Source organism: Streptomyces sp. NPDC002055, assembly GCF_040296705.1.
GTDB lineage: Bacteria > Actinomycetota > Actinomycetes > Streptomycetales > Streptomycetaceae > Streptomyces.
On record NZ_JBEOXS010000021.1, the window covers coordinates 58,710 to 76,633 of the forward strand.

The following is a 17,924-nucleotide window of genomic DNA, read 5'->3' on the forward strand; positions in this document are numbered from 1 at the left end:
CGTGAGCGACCTCAACCCCCTGCACTGGATCAACAAGGCCAATCACGCCTTCGGCGATACCCTCGCCAGCGGCCTGGAATTCCTCGGTATCACCGACCCTGCCGTCGACCCCGACGGCATCCGCGAGATCGCCAAACAGTGGCGGGCCCTGGCCAAGGGCCTCGACGCCGCCGCGCACGCCGCCGAGGTGGCGCTCAAGGACCCGGAGTGGGAGGGCGAGGCTGCCAAGGCCCTCCACAAGCGGGCCAAGGCCACCCGAAAGCAAGCCACCAACATGGCCGACTCGCTGCGCAAGGGCGCCAAGGCACTGGACGACTTCGCCGACGAGGCCCACGAACTGCTGACCGAGATCGGCGTGATCCTCGCGGAAATAGCAGAGTTCGAGATCGCAGGTCTGGCCCTGTCAGTCTTGACCGGCGGCCTGTCCGCCATCGCCTCCAGCCTTGCGGCCGGCGCACGGGCGGCGAAGGTAGTAGCGCTGATCGCCCGGATCGAGAAAGCCGGGACCCGCATGGCCTCGGTCATCCGCACCGTCATGGAGGCAATCCGTGGCCTGGAGCGCACGCTTAAGGCGCTCGGGGAAATCAAGACGATCGCGAAGGCCGGCAAACTCGCGGGCGAGGGCATGAAGCTCTCGGCCTTCGACGCGTTGCTGCAGGATCCGGGGACGTTCAAGGATCCGGGCAAACTGGCGGAGATCCTGACCATGGGGGCGGCCTTCGGGGTGGGTATCGGCGGTCTGGGCAAGGTTCTCGGCAAGGGCCTGGGCAAGCTCAAGCCTGGCGACCTCGCCAAGCTTGGCAAGGCGTTGAGGCTCGACGGCTCGGGCCTGTCCCGGCTCAAACTCCGCCCCTCGGAGCGGGAGAAACTGCCCGCCTCCATCCGGTCCAGGTTCAAGAAGTGCGACCTGGATCCGATCGACGTGGCAACCGGCGACATGCTGCTGCCTCAGACCGACGTCGAACTGCCCGGCACTCTTCCCCTGGTACTGGAACGGACCCACCTGTCGTCGTACCGCTGGGGTACCTGGTTCGGCCCCAGCTGGGCCTCCACCCTCGACCAACGCCTCCAGATCGACGAGCACGGCGTCATCTACGCCGCACCCGACGGCGCCCGGCTGACGTACTCACTCCCCATCGCCGACAGAAACGATCCTGTCTACCCGGAGCTTGGCCCCCGAATACCCCTGACCTGGGACGCCAACGTCGACGGTGCCCTGCGTCTCACCGACCCCGGCACCGGGCACGCATACGTCTTCCACTCCCCGCATCCAGCCGCTGACGGGCAAGCGGTCGATCTGCCCCTTCAGGCGATCGTTGACCGCAACGGTCAGCGCATCACCATTCACTACACCGCCGATGGCATTCCGGAAGAAATCGCCCACTGCGGCGGCTACCGCATCGCCGTCGACCACCACCCCGACCTGCCGCGTGTCTCCGGCCTGCGTTTGCTCGACCCGGCGCAACTCGAAAGTCGAGGAACGGTCCTCGTCTCCTACGGCTACAACGCTCGGGGAGACCTGACCGAGGTCACCAACTCCTCAGGGCTACCCACTCGGTTCACCTACGACGCCGAGGGTCGCATCACCACGTGGACCGACCGCAACAACACCACGTACGCGTACACCTACGACCAGCGGGGCCGAGTTGTCCGCACCGAGGGAAGCGACGGCTTCCTCTCCGGAACTCTTGCCTACTACGACGCCACACGTACCACCACGGTCACCAACTCTTTCGGACACATCACTCGTTACGAGCACAACGAAGCGCTTCGCCTGAGCCGAAAGACCGACCCGCTCGGGCACACCACGCTTCAGGAATGGGACACCGAGCACCGGCTTACCGCAATCACCGACGCCCTCGGCCACACGACCCTCTACACCTACGACGTGCAGGGCCGGATCACCTCCGTACGACACCCGGACGGAAGCGAAAAATGCACGGAGTACAACGAGTTCGGGCTGCCGACCACGGTCAGCGAGCCTGATGGCGCCCAGTGGCATCACACATACGACGCCCACGGCAACCGCACGCAGCTGACCGACCCGACTGCGGCTACCACCCGATACTCCTTCACAGCGGCGGGCCATCTCGGTAGCGTCACCGACGCCTTGGGCAACACGCTACAGATACGCGCCAATGCGGCTGGGCTCCCAGTCGAGATCACCGACCCGCTCGGCGCCCGCATCACCTACGAACGCGACCAGTTCGGCCGCCCCTTCGCCCTGACCGACCCGCTGGGCGCGGTAACCCGCCTGACCTGGACGGTGGAGGGCAAACTCACCTCCCGCACCGCCCCAGACGGCGCCCGTGAGTCATGGCAGTACGACGGCGAGGGCAACTGCACCAAGCACACCGATGTGCTGGGCGGCACCTCACACTTCGAATACACCCACTTCGACCTGCTCGCAGCCCGCACCGGCCCCGACGGCGTGCGCTACACGTTCACGTACGACACGGAACTCCGCCTCACTCAGGTCACCAACCCACACGGCGCCACCTGGAGCTACGCCTTCGACCCCGCAGGCCGCCTGGTCGGTGAGACAGACTTCGACGACCGCACCCTCGCCTACACCCACGACGTGGCAGGCCGAGTCACCACCAGGACCACCCCGGCCGGACAGACCATCCGCTACGAACGCGACCCAATGGGTCGGCTCCTCACCAAGGATGCGGACGGCATCACTGTCTACATCTACGACTCCGCAGGCCGACTGGTGGAGGCCAATGGCTCCGACGCAGCGCTGAACCTTCGCTACGACGCCGTCGGCCGCCTGCTGGCCGAATCCGTCAACGGCCGTACCACCACCTACGCGTACGACCTTCTGGGGCGCCCTACCTCCCGCACCACCCCCACCGGCGCGACCAGCACCTACACCTACGACGCCGCCGGAAACCGCACCCATCTGACCACCGGCGGCCGCACCCTCGCTTCCGAACACGACGCGGCCGGACACGAACTGTCCCGCCGCATCGGCGACCACCTCACCCTGGCCAGCACCTTCGACCCCCTTGGCCGCCTGACCAACCACACCCTCACCCATGGCTCCGGCGCCACGATCCAGCAGCGCACCTACACCTACCGGGCCGACGGGTCTCCGACCGCGGTCAATGACCAGCTCAACGGTTCCCGCCGCTTCGAGATCGACGCAGCGGGTCGTGTCACCGCGGTCCACGCGACCGACTGGTCCGAAACCTATGCCTACGACGAGGCCGGCAACCAGACCCACGCCACCTGGCCCTCCACTCACTTCGATCAGGAAGCCACGGGACCGCGCACCTATACCGGCACACGCATCACCCGCGCCGGTCAAATCCGCTACGAACACGATGCCGCCGGACGTATCACCCTGCGCCGCAAGCGCCGCCTATCGCGCAAGGCGGACACATGGCGCTACACCTGGAACGCAGAAGACCACTTGGTGTCGGTGGTCACCCCGGACGGCACCATTTGGCGCTACACATACGACCCCTTCGGCCGACGCACAGCCAAACTCCAGATGGCGGCTGATGGGGAAACGGTCGTCGAGCGCACCGACTTCACTTGGGACGGCACCACCCTCTGCGAGCAGACCACCACTTCAACGGAGCTACCGAACCAGGTCACCCTCACCTGGGACCACCAGGGCATGCGCCCGGTTGCCCAGACGGAACGCCTGACCGCGGCAGACGCACCCCAGGACGAGATCGACTCGCGCTTCTTCGCGATCGTCACCGACCTCGCCGGCACCGCCGCCGAACTCGTTGATGAAACAGGGGACATTGCCTGGCGCACTCGCACAACCCTCTGGGGGGCGACCAGTTGGGAGTCGAACTGCGCCGCATACACTCCGCTCCGATTTCCCGGCCAATACTTCGACCCGGAGACGCATCTCCACTACAACTACTTCCGCCATTACGACCCCGAAACCGCCCGCTATACCACCCCAGACCCCCTGGGGCTGACACCGGCACCGAACGCGTGCACCTACGTCATAAATCCATTCACATGGATCGATCCCCTGGGTCTCACGCCCTGCAGTCCGGGAACGCAGCAGGATGCACTGCAGGCCCTGGACCGCGCCGAAGAGTTGCAATCCCTTCGGAATGACTACTGGATGGCCGATGTGAAGGGAACCACCTCTGTGATCGGTGTATTCAATTCCGATACCAAGCAATACTCCAAACGAATCGGCATTAATGGCGACGGCCCCATGCCCAGCGCCTGGAAAATGCTGGAGGGTGAGTCATTCGTGCGCGCCCCTGGGCATGCCGAGGAGGGTATACTCAAGTCTCTAGGGCCCAACGAGCACGCCGTTTACGGTGCAGCTTCACGCAACTTCTGCAACGATATATGCCTACCACAGATTAGCGCACGAGGCGTAGAAGTAGGGGGCCAGGGGATTCGCGGCTACATGCCGCAGAACTCACCTTACACGCTGTTCTGGAGCAAGGGAGAATGAGTTGACTCGCAACGTGGAGACCTACTCCGCACTTCACGAGATCCCAGGTATGTTCCTCGCGGGATTCTGCCTTTCCTGCGCGGAGCGTGGGAGCGGAGTTTTCAGCGCCCTCTCCGATGAAACGGATGCCGAATGGTTCTCCTACGCACTGGAAAGCGCCTGGAAGGCGCCGCTCGGTGAAGTGGAAGAGGGCGAGCTTCTGGGAATCCTGGAAGAGCTCGAGGAGAGGGAGGAATCGTTCGATGCTGACGATCCGGGAACCAAGGGATTCTCCATCGTCCAGTCTGCGATGCTCGCAGCCAATGCGATCGCCGTTTTCATGAATCCGATTCCTTCACGGGCTGAGATGTCTGGCCAAACTCTTGAAACGATCCTCGGCAGCTTCGACTTCAAGCTCGGCGGAAGTGAAATCTCCATGATCGAGGCAGGAGAGGAAGAAGAAGTCGGACGACTCCAACAACTGGAGCAGGACGCCCAGAAATCCTTCATGTCTTCCGTCCGAAGCTTGAGCAGCGATCAAATGGAAGCGGGACTCACGAGAACATTCCTGGAAGACCTTCGTGACTCTTGCGCCCCCGTTCGGGACGAGATCAAAATGGCCACCGCGTCTGTCGCTGAACTCGCTGGCTGGAACGAGGAGTGACACTTCGTGCCGACCGGCTTCATGATCAGTGACCTGGCCCGGCTCGGCGCCGAGAGTGACCTCGCCGACGGGCTGGGCGTGACGCCGGAGGCCCTGGGCCTGACCGACCGCGACGACGCGGCGTCCTGGCTGGACCGCCAGCCCCTGATCGTCGCCCTGACCCGGCGCGCCAGGGACGAGCCGGCCCGGCCCGAATTCTGCTACTGCGGTTACCCGGTGGCCCCGGACTGGCACCACGAGCACTGCTATCCGGGCATCATCGTGGACTGACCGGAAGGGCTCCCCGGTCAGTCCGAGGGGATCGACGGTTCCCGGACATTCCGCCCGCTGACATACCAGGCGGCGATTTGCGCACGTGAGGTGAACCCGAGCTTGGTGAGGATGCGTTGCACGTGCCCCTCGGCCGTGCGGGAGGCGATGACCAGGTGGGTCGCGATCTCCCTGTTGGTCAGGCCCTCGGACACCAGCTTGGCGATCTGCCGTTCTCTCGGCGTCAGGTTCGCCTCTTCACCGTCGGCTTGCCGTTGCTCGCCGGCCGAGGGCGCCGTCTCCAGCGCGTAGTCGACCGCTGCCTGTTCGGACAGGTCGCAGCCGCGCTGGAACGCGGCGTCGTAGCGGTCGTCGCCCAGGGCCGCGCGGACCATGCCGATGTGCTGATGGTGGACCACTCCCACCGGGTGAAAGTAGTCCGGTGACGTGCCGACCGTCCGCCACATGGTGGCGGCGGCACCGCTCAGGGTCGCTGCGCGGACATGGCGCGCCTGACGTCCGCTCACCCAGGCGAGGATTTCGAAGGCGAAGGCCATCAAGACCTTGGCGCTCACCCGACGGCGCAGCTGCAGGGCCTCGCGCGCTGCCGATTCCGCGTGCGCCAGGTCGTGGTCGAGTTCGACGAAGGAGAGGGCCAGGAGTGCCCAGGCGCGCCAGACCACCTCGCCGCGCTGCACACTGATGGCGACTGCTTCTTCGAGGAGGGCCAGCCCCCGCTCGCGCTGCCCCGTGTCCCCGAGGATGAATCCATGGAGGGACATCGCGAGGAGCCTGCCGCTGAGTTCGTCCCCCGAGCTGAACCCGGACAGGGCGTCGGCGGTGAGCAGCGCAGCCTTCTCGATGTCTCCCGAGGATGCGGCTCGCACCCCCTCCACGAGCGTCACATACGCGCTTTCCTTCGTGAGGCCGAGCCTCCTGGCCGACTCGGCAGCCTCATTGAGCTGTGCCTGTGCGGCGTCGACGTCCCCCTGCAGCAGCGCAACCCAACCGTTTCGGCGCAGCGCCGAGGTGCGCTCCGGCGAAGGCTCGGAGCTTGCCGCCAGCGCTTGATCGAGCCAGTGGCGCGTCACGCTGTTGAAGCCCTGGGCGCCCAAGTAGGTCCCCAGTTTGTCGGCCAGGCGGAGCGCGACGGCGGCGTCACCGGGCTGGGTGAGGCAGAAGTTGAGGGCCTCCCGCAGGTTGGCGTGCTCGCGTCGCAGCCGCAGAATCCAGGAGTCCTGATCCGGTCCCATCCAATCGGCCTGGAATTGCTCCACCATGCGGGCATACCAGTCACGATGGCGACGGTGGACGGCACCGTATTCGCCGGCCGCCACCAGCCGAGCCTCGCCGTACTCCCGTAGGGTCTCCAGCATCCGATAGCGCACGCGGCCATCCCGCTCGTCCCGGGTCAGGATGGATTTGTCGACGAGGGAAAGGACGATATTCCGTATCTCCTCCGGAGCCATCCCGTCGATGGCTCCGACGTATTCGATGCCGTCCAGGTCGAAGCTGCCGGAGAATGCCGATGCCCGGGCCCACAGCTGTTGCTCGGGATGCGAGCACAGGTCGTAGCTCCAGTCGATCAGCGCTTGCAGCGTGCGTTGTCGTGTGGGCGCGTTCCGGGGGCTGACGGTGAGCAGGCGATAGCGCTCGGACAGGCGCTCCTCGATCTGGCCGAGAGACAGTGCGCGCAGCCACACCGTGGCCAGCTCGATCGCCAGCGGGATCCCGTCGAGTGCGCGACACAGGCGGGCGATTGCCGCGCAGTCCTGGCTCTGGAGACCGAACCCGGGCAGAACGGCGCCGGCCCGATCGACGAACAGCTTCACCGAGTCGTACTGCGTCAGCGCATCCGGCGACGGCACCGCTTCCGGGCTGGGTACCGGCAGCGGAGGAACCACCATGGTCGTCTCGCCGTACACGCCGAGCGACTGCCGACTCGTCGCCAGGATCCGCACCTGGGGACATGCGCGAATGACGGCGTCGATGAAGAGCGCACAGTCGTCGATCAGATGCTCACAGTTGTCCAGCGTGAGCAGCACCTCGCGGGAGCCGAGGTACTCGACCATCATGTCGATCGTTGTGCGCGAGGGTTGGTCGTGCAGGCCGAGTTGTGCCGCCACCGTGTGCGCGAACAGCGAGGAATCGCGCAATTCGGCCAGCTCGATGAAGCGCACGCCGTCCCGGAAACTCCGCCGCACGGCGGCGGCCACATGCAGGGCAAGGCGAGTCTTGCCCACCCCTCCGGGGCCGGTGAGCGTCAAAAGCCGTGAGGATTCCAGCAGTCGTTTCGCATCCGTCACCTGCTGCCGTCGGCCGACGAAACTGGTGACGTCAACCGGAAGGGCCTCGATACCCTCCAGGACGCTGGGCCGAGCCACGGAAGTCATACTTCCGGAGATTAATCGACCCCTGAACGGGATAAAAATCTACTGGAAAGTAGTTTGGGATGGTGAGTTCGAGCCCGGCTGCGGGGATGCGGGCGCCGGAGAGTGCGGCAGAGACGCTTGCGAAGGCACCCTGAGGGTGCATCCCCCGGAGCCGCGGTCAGCCCCCGCGCCGGATGGCTCCGTCCGTCCCGGCCGCCAGGTCCCGTGCCGGATGGCTCCGTCCGTCCCGGCCGCCGGGTCCCGGGCCGGTCGGCCCACTGCGTCACGGACCTGGCCGTTCTTCCGGACGGGCCTGTCACCGCCGGTGGGGGCACATCGTCATCGGCGTGGCCCCCACCGGCGGTGAGCCTCAGGCGCGGTGCCGGCCGAGGAATTCGGTGATGAGCTTCTGCCATTCCTCGGGGCGTTCCACCATGGGCAGGTGGCCGGTGTGGATCTCCACGAGCCGGGCGCCGGGGATGGTCTCGGCGAGCTGGTGGTGCTGGCGGGTGGAGGTGAACCAGTCCTGGGTGGTGGAGATGACCAGAGTGGGCACCTCGATGTGCGGCAGGTCGTCGCGGACGTCGGCCTGGGGGGCCAGCGCCGCGTGCTCGGGGGTGCCCTCCGCGATGCTGGCGGCGGTGAAGCCGATCGCCTGCTGGAGCTGCTCGTCCGGCATCACCTGCAGCGCGTCGGCCCCCAGGGCCATCATCGTCAGGTACTCGGCCAGCAGTTCCCGGTCGCCCGACTCGGCCAGCTTGCGCCAGACGGTCGCGGCGAGAGCGAGGCGGTTGTCCACCTGGGGGAAGGTGGCGGTCAGCACGAGGGCGGTGACGCGCTCGGGGTGGCGGGCGGCGGCGCGGATGGCGACGGGGCCGCCGAGGGAGTAGCCGGACAGGGCGAAGGTCTCCAGGCCCTCGGCGACGGCGGCGGCGACGAGCTGGTCGGCCAGGTCGTCCAGCTGCAGCGGTGCGGTGGAGCGGGGGGTGTCGCCGCTGCCGGGGTAGTCGATACCGACGACGGTGTGGTGGGCGGCCAGGCCGTCGAGTATGGGGCCGTAGGTGCCGACCACGCTGCTGCCGGCTCCGTGGGCGAGGGCGAGGCCGGGGCCGGAACCCAGGACGGTGCGGGAGAAGGCCGCTGCGGGCAGAGTCCGTGCTGACATGGTGCGTTCCGTTCTTCGGAGTGGGTCACATGGTTCTTCTGCGCTGCGACCAGGAGCGGATCCGCTCCAGGGCAGGCAGCAGTGCCCGGCCGTCTGGGGTGAGCGTGTAGGTGGCGGGCCCGGGCGGGAGCCGGTCGTGGGTGATGAGGCCGGCGTCGAGGAGTTCGCGCAGCCGGTCGGCGAGCATCTTCACGCTGATGCGGTCGATGGCGGTGGACAGTTCGCCGAAGCGGGCGGGGCGGGCGGCCAGGGTGTGGAGGATGATGCCGTTCCACTTCTGGCCCAGGACCTCGAACGCGGCGGTGAGGTCCGCGTCGGCTGTCAGCGGCGCAAGGGTGGTGCGGGCTGCCATCGGTTCTCGGTCCTTGTCCTCACGGATGGTGCGGTATGCGGTGGGTGGGCCGCAGCCGCCGGGGGGGGCGCCGGCTGCGGCCCCGGGGCCGCCTCGCCACGCGAGGCGGCCGCATCGGGAATCAGGGCAGCAGGACGGCCTTGCCCCGGTTGCGGCGGGCTTCCAGGTCGGTGTGGGCCCGCGCCGCGTCCGCCAGCGGGTAGGTGCGCCAGACCGGCACCGTGAGCGTGCCGTCGGCAGCCATCCGCACCAGCTCCGGCAGGGGGTCCCCGGCCTGGTCGGCAGCGCCCGCGCTGAAGCGGACGCCGTGCTGCGCGGCGGACAGGTCGGCGATGGTGAGGACGCGCGCGCTGTCCCCGGTCAGGGCGACGGAGTCGGCGAGCACCCCGGCGCCGGAGGCGTCGAGGACGGCGTCGACTCCCTGGGGAGCGGCGGCCCGCACGCGCTCCGTCCAGCCGTCGCCGTAGCGGACCGCGGTGGCTCCGAGCGCGGTGAGGCGTTCGACGTCGTGCTCGCCGACCGTGCCGATGACGGTGATGCCGCGGGCCACGGCCAGCTGCACGGCGATGGCGCCCACGCTGCCGGCGGCGCCGTGGATCAGGAGGGTCCCACCCGCCTGCACACCCATCTCCCCGAGGACACGGAACGCGGTCCGGCCCACGGTGACCAGTGCGGCGGCGACCTCCCAGGACAGGGCCGCGGGCTTGGCCACCGCCCGGTCGAGCAGGGCGTATTCGCTGTAACTGCCGCCGGCCGTGGCACCGAGGACCTCGTCCCCGACGGCCGCCTCGGCGCCCTCGCCGACCGCGTCGACGACACCGGCCGCGTCCAGGCCGGGGGTCACGGGGAAGTGCGCGGGGACCTTGCCGGCCATCAGGCCGGAGCGGATCTTCATGTCGAGAGGGTTCACGGAGGCTGCCCTCACCCGGATCCGGACCTGGCCCGGGCCCGGTTCCGGTGTGGCGACCGCTGACAGCTGCAGCACGTCGGGGGCACCGTATGCGGAAAAGGTGATCGCTGTGGACATCAGAACTCCCGAAGGGGTGGGACCCCCGGTCAGGCGGTGAGGGTGGGGTAGTCGGTGTAACCGCGGTGGTCGCCGCCGTAGAAGGTGGCCTTGTCCGGGGTGTTGAACGGGCCACCGGCGGCCAGGCGGGCCGGGAGGTCGGGGTTGGCCAGGAACAGCGCCCCGTAGGCGACCATGTCCGCGCTGCCGTCCTCGACCAGCTTCAGCGCGTCCGGACCGGTGGCGTCCGGGTAGGTGAACGGGTTGAGGACGAACGTGCCGGGCCAGGCCTTGCGCAGCCGCGCGGTCAGGGAGCGGTCCGGGCCCTCCATCAGGTGCAGATAGGCCAGGTCCAGGGTGGCGAGCCGGTCCAGCAGCGCCGCGTAGACCTCGGTCGGGTCGTCCTCGGTGATGTCGTTGTAGGCGTTGCCGGGCGAGATCCGCAGGCCCACCCGGTGGGCGCCGATCGCCTCGACCACGGCCGTGACGACCTCCACCGCGAACCGGATCCGGCCCTCGGTGCCGGCGCCCCAGGCGTCGGTGCGCAGGTTGGTGTTGGGCGCCAGGAACTGGTGGATCAGGTAGCCGTTGGCGCCGTGGAGTTCCACGCCGTCGAAGCCGGCCTCGATCGCGTTGCGGGCCGCGTCGGCGAAGTCGGCGATGGTCTGCCGGATCTCCGCCTCGGTCAGCTCCTCCGGCGTCACGAACTCCTTCGGGCCCTGATGGGTGTACACCTGGCCTTTGGCGGCCACCGGCGACGGCGCGACCGGCGCCAGGCCCTCGGGCAGCAGGCCGGGGTGGCCGATCCGGCCGGTGTGCATCAGCTGGGCGAAGATCGCACCGCCTTCGCGGTGCACGGCGTCGGTCACCGTCCGCCACGCCCGGACCTGTCCGGGCGTGTGCAGGCCGGGGGTGTCGGGGTAGCCCTGACCGACCGGCGAGGGCTGGATGCCCTCCGTGACGAGCAGCCCTGCGCTGGCGCGCTGCGCGTAGTACGTCGCCATCAGCTCCGTCGGCTCGGCGCCGGGACCGAACGCACGGCTGCGGGTCATCGGAGCCATGACGACGCGGCTGGTCAGGCGCTTGCCGCCCAGGACGATGGGATCGAAAGCAGTGGTCATGATCTCTTCCTCTGGATAAGTGACGCTCTGCGGCTCAGGCGCTCCGCCGCCCGCAGCGGCAGATGCCTGTTCGAACAAGTAAATCACCTGTCCGAACAGGTAAATCCCCTGCAGCCATTCCCGAGGTCGACTGTGAAGCACGCCACATCCGCCACGCAGTCATGTTCCAGCGGAGGCCCGATGGACCCCCTGAGGAGGCATGCCGGGCGCGTAGACTCGGGTTGTTCAGGCAGGAAAGCGAGGAAGAGATGACGCAGTCCACACCGGAGGCCGGGTGGGGTTCCACGGGACCGGGGCAGGAGGCCACCGTCCCCGTACCGGGCGCGGCCGGCAGCGGTCCGATCAGCCACGCGATCTTCCGCCTGGCCCGACTGCACCGCATGTTCGCGGGACAGCTCCTGCGCCGCATCGGCCTCCATCCGGGCCAGGAGCTGGTCATGATGCACCTGTGGGAACTCGGCGCACAGCGGCAGACGGACCTGGTGCGCCTGATGGACTCCGACGCCGCCACCATGACGCGTACCGTCCGGCGCCTGGAGCAGGCCGGCTTCGTCCGCCGCCGCCCCTCACCCGCCGACAAGCGCGCGTCACTCATCGAACCCACCGCCGCCAGCCATGCCCTGCGCCGTGAGGTCGAGCAGAGCTGGGGCCGGCTCGAGGACCTGGTGGCCGCGGATCTCTCCGCCGACGAGCGCACCGCGGCTCTGCACACCCTGGAACGCCTGGAGCACAACCTCGTACAGGCCGCCGCCGATCCCCCGTGCGCTGACATGGAGCGTGACCGTCTCGACAGCGGCCCGGGGCCGGCCGATGGACGGACCTGACGTCACGCTCAACGCACGCCCCGGCACCGCGGGGCACGGACGCCTGCACCGCTCCGGCGTGACTCCACCAATTCCCCGCACCTCCCTGGGCACTGACGCGGTCTGCCACCTCACCTGAGCCGTCCACGCGACGGCCCTGTGTCCGGGTGTCCGGGTGTCCGGCTCCCGGCGGTCGCCTGCTCAGGGACCGGAGGCGGCAGTTCCCTCACTCTCGCGGCACCGTGCGGGTCCCGGGCAGGGGAGAACTACGTGGATCACTACCTGTTCCGTACCTGCTCCCCGTCCCGAGTCGCACGCCGCAGGTGGATGGGACGCTGCCGAAGAAGCCCGGCTTCTTCCAGGAACCGGAAAGAAGGCGCTTGACCTGCGCTTCCGCGCGTCAAGCGCCTTCCCTTCGGGCGGGGCGGGCCTCAGGCGGCCGGCGGCTGTGCCGGCAGGACGTGGTCCCCGCCGTGTCGGTGCTCAGGCACAGGGAGCAGACGACGGAGTCGTGGGTGACGCACGCGGTCACGTCGGGCCGCTCGTAGGGCAGGTGGCAGACGTGGCAGTCGAGGGTGACCGCCTGGGGTTGCCGTCCGCGTCGAGCAGTGGCTCGGCGATGCCGTCGTCGGTGCGGCGCAGGTAGTACCGGCCCTTGGTGACGATCGCCATCAGCGGCGTGAGGACGAAGGCGATGACGACCGCACCCACCGGGGAGCGGTGTCCGCGCACGTATGCGGCTGCGATTCCATGACCGCACAGGCTGGAAACCGCTTGTTTCCTCGAAAGATCACGCGGCGTGAACGCCACGTTTCCGAGCCCTCACCCCGTGGGCGCCGACCCGAACGAGCTGAAGCCGCCGGCCATGCGAGGCCCTGCCGGCGCCCTGCACAATGCCGTACGTCGAGGATATGGACGCCCTTCTGTGGTTGCCCACTGAACAATCAGAGTCGACTATTGGCCCAAGGCATCGTGCGCATAGGGCCTCGGATGCATACGGAACCGTCAACAAAATTTCTGTGTCAGGCACTTCGAGACGATAGGGTCGACGGAAATCGCCAGGGATGACACGGCGCAGTACGCGATGGCGTCAATTCCCGCGTTGTCGGGCCCGGTCCGGCTCGCATTCCGCATCGCGCCCACGTGCCGGTTCCCTGCTCATCCGCTCTTCCCTGATGAGGTGGAAATGCCTGCGCAAGAGACCTTCGGCCAGGACGGATACGACCCGCACTCGGTGATCGACAGATGGATCCGGGTGTGGGAGGAACGGCGGGTGTTCGAGGCGCGGAGCCTCACCGTCGGCGAGGAGGACGGGCGGCGGCGCTCCTTATTGGTCAGCATGTACCCGTATCCCTCCGGTGACCTGCACATGGGGCACGCCGAGGTGTACTCGATCAGCGATGCCGCCGCCCGGTTCGCCCGACTGCGCGGCGACAACGTTCTGAACCCGATCGGCTGGGATTCCTTCGGGCTGCCGGCGGAGAACGCCGCACTGAAGCGCAATCTGGACCCACGGGACTGGACCTACGGCAATATCGATGTCCAGGCGGAATCGTTCCGTCGGCTGGGGGTCTCCTTCGACTGGCGTACTCGGCTGCACACATCGGACCCCGAGTACTACCGCTGGAACCAGTGGCTGTTCCTGCGCCTGTGGGAGAAGGGACTCGCCTACCGCAAGTCCGCGGGCGTCAACTGGTGCCCGGTCGACAAGACCGTGCTCGCCAACGAGCAGGTGCTCCAGGGGACGTGCGAGCGGTGCGGAACCGATGTCGTCCCGCGTGAGCTGACCCAGTGGTTCTTCCGCACCACGCAGTACGCGCAGCGGCTGCTGGATGACATGGCCGAACTCGACGGCACGTGGCCGGAGGAGATCCTGGCCATGCAGCGCAACTGGATCGGCCGCTCCGAAGGGGCGTACGTGGACTTCGCGGTCGAGGGCCGCGAGGAACCGGTGCGGGTGTTCACCACCCGCCCGGACACCCTGTACGGCGCCACGTTCTTCGTGGTCGCGGCGGACTCCCCGCTCGCGGCGGAGGTGTGCGCGCCCGAGCAGCGGGCCGAGTTCGACGCGTACCTGCGGGAGGTCCGCACGCGGAGCGAGGTCGAGCGGCTGGCCGCGGACCGCCCCAAGACCGGCGTCGCGCTGAACCGCTGGGCGGTGAATCCCGTCAACGGCGCGAGGATCCCGGTCTACGCCGCCGACTACGTGCTGGCCGGCTACGGCACCGGCGCGGTCATGGCGGTGCCGGCGCACGACCAGCGGGACCTGGATTTCGCCACGGTGATGGGCCTCCCGGTGACCGTGGTCGTGGAAACCGGCGAGCCGCACCCCGTCGAGACCGGCATTGCCACCACTGGGGACGGCACGCTGGTCAATTCCGGTGCCTTCGACGGCCTCGGCAAGCAGGACGCCATCGCCGCAGTCACTGCAGAGCTGGCCGAGCGCGGTGCGGGCGAAAGGGCGGTGAACTACCGGCTGCGCGACTGGCTGCTGTCCCGGCAGCGCTACTGGGGCACGCCGATCCCGGTCATCCACTGCTCCGCCTGCGGTGAAGTACCGGTGCCGGACGACCAGTTGCCGGTGCGGCTGCCGGAGACCGGGTACGAGCTCCGCCCGGAGAGCGGAGCGTCGCCACTGGGCAGCGCCACCGAGTGGAAGCGCGTGCCGTGTCCGGCCTGCGGCGGGGACGCGGAGCGGGACACCGACACCATGGACACGTTCGTCGACTCCTCCTGGTATTTCCTCCGCTACCCGAACCCGGAGTACGCCGACGGGCCGTTCGACCCGGAGGGGGTGCGGCGGTGGCTGCCGGTCGACGAGTACGTCGGCGGCAAGGAGCACGCCACCGGGCACCTGATGTACGCCCGGTTCATCACCAAGGTCCTCCACGACCTGGGGCTGGTGCCCTTCGTCGAACCGTTCACCCGGCTGACCAACCAGGGTCAAGTGATCATGGATGGCAAGGCGATGAGCAAGAGCCTGGGCAACCTGGTCGACCTCCAGGACCAGATCGCCCGCCACGGGCCGGACGCCGTGCGGGTCACCATGCTGTTCGCCGGCCCGCCCGAGGACGACATCGACTGGGCCGACGTCTCCCCGACCGGTTCGGTGAAGTGGCTGGCCCGGGTGTGGCGGCTCTGCGGCGACCTCGCGCCCGCGGCCCGGCAGACGGCCGGGCCGGGCGATGCGGAGGTCCGCACCCGGGTGCACCGGCTGGTGGACGAGACCACGCGGCTCATGGAGCGCAACCGCTTCAACGTGGCCGTTGCCCGCCTGATGGAGCTGACGAGCGCGTTGCGCAAGGCCATCGACGTCGGGCCCGGGGCGGCCGACCCCGCCGTGCGCGAGGGCGCCGAGGCCCTCGCCCGCATGCTGTCCTGCTTCGCTCCGTTCACCGCGGAGGAGGCCTGGGAGCGCCTGGGCCGCGAGGCCTCGGTGATCGAGTACGGCTGGCCGGAGGCCGACCCCGGCCTCGTCGCGCAGCAGACGGTGACCTGCGTGGTGCAGGTCGCGGGCAAGGTCCGCGACCGCCTGGAGGTCACTCCCACCATCGGCGAGGACGCGCTGCGCTCGCTGGCCCTGGCCTCGCAGAAGGTGGCGGAGGCCCTGGGCGGCACGGAGGTGGGCCGGGTGGTCGTCCGCCCGCCCGGCCTGGTCAACGTCGTACCGCGCACGGGCTGACGGGCGTCGCACACCGCAGGGGCCGACCGGGGCGGGCCCTGCGGGGGCGCCGGCCCGTCCCAGGGGAGGCCGGCTCGGATCCGGCTCGGTCACGACGTCGCCCACGCCCCGCGGCAGCTCGCGCCACAGCGCCCGGAGTTGGGCGACTGCGCTCCTGGCCGGTTTCCTTCCTGCCGTGTGTGACGGGAAAGGCGTGTCCCCTGCGGGTGCTGTTGTTCTAGTTTGAGCCCGCAGCACCGACTGTCATGGGAAGCCGAGCGGCCCCACCACATGTACGACAGGAGGAATGCGACCAACAGCACCCCGGGGGACCCATGAACACCCGCACGACCACCGCGACCGCAGGTCTCGGCGCCGCCGCCCTCCTGCTCACCGCCTGCACCGGCCCGTCCCGGACCGCCGCACCCGACGCCAAGGCCACTCCCGGGGACGCCCGCGCTTCCGGAGGAGCGGGCGCGCACTCCGCTCCCGGTTCGTCCGACCGGTACGAGGTCGGCGAGAACGCGCGCAACGGCAGCCTGACCGTCAAGGTCCGCAATGTGCATGAGGTCGACGCGATCGCTGTCGCCGGAGGCACGAAGAGACCGGGTGCCGGAGCCCGGTACGTGGCCCTGGAGATCGTCGCCCACAACGGCACGAAGGCCGGTCTGAGGCTGACGTGCCCGCCGCGCATCGCCGACAGCCTGGTCGACGACCAGGGCCGACGTTACGACGTCATCGGCGACTTGGACGAGATTCCGGGGAACCCGCAGTGCGACGAGCGTCTGCGGCCCGGCGCCGAGAAGGCGATGGTGCTCGCCTACCGCGTTCCGAAGAGCGCCACCATCGCTGCCTGGGAGTTCTCCGACTCCGGCCGGGAGCCGTCCACCGTCGCCCTCAGGGGCAGCGCCGTGCGGTAGCCCCGACTCCGTCGGACAGCCGCGCCCGGGCCCGGTGCACGCTGCGTCAGCCGGAGTCGACGCCGGGGACGTGTCTCCGGTACCGGCGCTCCCATGCGACTTCCCCCCCCCAGGGCCGATCGGCGCCCGCGGCATGGCCCGGGGCGGTGTCCGAGTCCGCTGATAGCGTGCCGCTTCCGCGCTGAAAGATCACGAGGGGACAGCAGTTATGCAGGAAGTGACGTGCCATGAGGTCAGTGGGGAGCGCATGGCCCAGGCGCTCGACGACATCAGCGGACGGGCGTGGGGGCGGTGGCACAGGATGCGCTACGACTCCCTGTCGCTCCGGAAGCTCGAGGAGATGCGCGACGAGCTCCTCGACCACGTCGCCGCCGGCTCCGCCGCGCACTCCGCACTCGACGCGACGTCACACTCCGCGTTGCGGACGGCGGCGGAGTGTTCCTTGGGGGTGCTGAGCGTCGGCTGCTTCCCCGACGGCGATCAGGAGATCGCCCTCCCGCTCGTCGGCGAGTCGCTCAGCAGCGAGGACATCGCCTTCGGTCACGTCGTCGAGCAGGCTCCCACGGCCAGGACCTGGCTCGACGCGTTCGAGCTGTGCCTGGTCAGCGGCCTGGTGTGGGACTGGCAGCGGGTGATCGGTCTGCTGCTGCGGGACGACTACGCGCCGGCGATCCGCGACGGGGTGCCGTACTCGAAGCTGACCTCGGCGTCCGCGCCGGCGGACCTCGCGGCAATGGACGCCCTGTGCGGGTACGTGACCGAGGCGGCCGGGCACCTGCCCCGCGACTGGCCCACCGTGACCCTGCGCATGCCGGACGCCGACGAGCGCGCCGCGGCGGTCCGTGGGTTGGACGCAGCGGGCCCGCTGACAGCGGACCAGCGACTGCTGCGTGAACTCCTCGACGACGATCAGCACGCCTTCGAGCAAGCGCTCGTGACCCGGCTCGTCCAGCACGGGGAGGGCGTGGGAGCCGATCCCGGCCCCAGGACCCTGCTGCCGGTCGGCGCCCTGGCCCTGGCCGCCCTCGCGGTCCAGGTCCACGGGTGGGACCTGGGGGTCCGCTCCGGCTACCTGCCGCACGACCTGCTCGGTTCGCCGGATGCGCTGCAGCGGGCGGCGGACGGCGGCACGAATCGGCTGGGCCTCTGGGCAGCCAAGTAGTCGGCCTCCAGGGCCGGAGCGGAACCGGC

At 69.0% G+C, this 17,924-nt stretch carries 12 protein-coding genes and 1 pseudogene; 7 read left to right on the forward strand and 6 right to left on the reverse strand.

All coding sequences use genetic code 11. From position 1 onward, the window contains the following. Position 1: 1 nt before the first annotated feature. The 3 genes from ABT112_RS15575 to ABT112_RS15585 are packed head-to-tail and all read left to right on the forward strand — an operon-like array spanning position 2 to position 5,354. A complete protein-coding gene (locus tag ABT112_RS15575; protein WP_351509691.1) occupies positions 2-4,441 on the forward strand; it encodes a DUF6531 domain-containing protein in 4,440 nt (1,479 codons plus the stop codon). Positions 4,442-4,454: 13 nt separating this feature from the next. Beyond that, on the forward strand, positions 4,455-5,084 hold the full coding sequence (locus tag ABT112_RS15580) for a hypothetical protein (protein ID WP_351509693.1): 630 nt from the start codon (positions 4,455-4,457) through the stop codon (positions 5,082-5,084). Between the two features lie 6 nt (positions 5,085-5,090). Further along, positions 5,091-5,354: a hypothetical protein gene (locus tag ABT112_RS15585; RefSeq protein WP_351509695.1), complete on the forward strand. Its 264-nt coding sequence runs from the start codon at positions 5,091-5,093 to the stop codon at positions 5,352-5,354. Between the two features lie 17 nt (positions 5,355-5,371). Here ABT112_RS15585 and ABT112_RS15590 read toward each other — a convergent pair whose 3' ends face one another. From ABT112_RS15590 to ABT112_RS15610, 5 genes are all read right to left on the reverse strand, one after another. Beyond that, positions 5,372-7,726: an ATP-binding protein gene (locus ABT112_RS15590; protein WP_351509698.1), complete on the reverse strand. Its 2,355-nt coding sequence runs from the start codon at positions 7,724-7,726 to the stop codon at positions 5,372-5,374. 349 nt (positions 7,727-8,075) lie between these two features. Further along, positions 8,076-8,870 carry an alpha/beta fold hydrolase gene (locus ABT112_RS15595; RefSeq protein WP_351509700.1) on the reverse strand — a complete coding sequence of 265 codons (795 nt, stop codon included), beginning with the start codon at positions 8,868-8,870 and terminating at the stop codon, positions 8,076-8,078. A gap of 25 nt (positions 8,871-8,895) precedes the next feature. After that, complete coding sequence (locus tag ABT112_RS15600; RefSeq protein WP_351509702.1) at positions 8,896-9,222, reverse strand: winged helix-turn-helix transcriptional regulator; 327 nt, start codon at positions 9,220-9,222, stop codon at positions 8,896-8,898. Positions 9,223-9,343: 121 nt separating this feature from the next. Then, on the reverse strand, positions 9,344-10,249 hold the full coding sequence (locus ABT112_RS15605; protein ID WP_351509704.1) for a quinone oxidoreductase family protein: 906 nt from the start codon (positions 10,247-10,249) through the stop codon (positions 9,344-9,346). Between the two features lie 29 nt (positions 10,250-10,278). Then, the gene (locus ABT112_RS15610) at positions 10,279-11,349 is read right to left on the reverse strand and encodes an alkene reductase (RefSeq protein ID WP_351509706.1); all 1,071 of its coding nucleotides are present in this window, start codon (positions 11,347-11,349) and stop codon (positions 10,279-10,281) included. 248 nt (positions 11,350-11,597) lie between these two features. On the opposite strand from ABT112_RS15610, the gene ABT112_RS15615 reads away from it, so the two are divergent. Further along, positions 11,598-12,173, forward strand: coding sequence for a MarR family winged helix-turn-helix transcriptional regulator (locus ABT112_RS15615; RefSeq protein WP_351509708.1), 576 nt, complete (start codon positions 11,598-11,600; stop codon positions 12,171-12,173). A 410-nt stretch (positions 12,174-12,583) separates the two neighbouring features. Here the strand turns inward: ABT112_RS15615 and ABT112_RS15620 are convergent. After that, positions 12,584-12,869 (reverse strand): annotated as a pseudogene (locus ABT112_RS15620) (allantoin permease); the annotation flags it as partial. Positions 12,870-13,338: 469 nt separating this feature from the next. Here ABT112_RS15620 and leuS point away from each other — a divergent pair. The 3 genes from leuS (at position 13,339) to ABT112_RS15635 (ending at position 17,895) form a co-directional block, all read left to right on the forward strand. Then, positions 13,339-15,834 carry a leucine--tRNA ligase gene (gene leuS / locus ABT112_RS15625; protein ID WP_351509709.1) on the forward strand — a complete coding sequence of 832 codons (2,496 nt, stop codon included), beginning with the start codon at positions 13,339-13,341 and terminating at the stop codon, positions 15,832-15,834. A 314-nt stretch (positions 15,835-16,148) separates the two neighbouring features. Next, positions 16,149-16,733, forward strand: coding sequence for a DUF4352 domain-containing protein (locus ABT112_RS15630; protein WP_351509711.1), 585 nt, complete (start codon positions 16,149-16,151; stop codon positions 16,731-16,733). Between the two features lie 208 nt (positions 16,734-16,941). Continuing rightward, positions 16,942-17,895 (forward strand): immunity 49 family protein, encoded by a 954-nt coding sequence (locus ABT112_RS15635; protein ID WP_351509713.1) that lies wholly within the window; start codon positions 16,942-16,944, stop codon positions 17,893-17,895. The last annotated feature ends 29 nt before the right edge of the window (positions 17,896-17,924 follow it).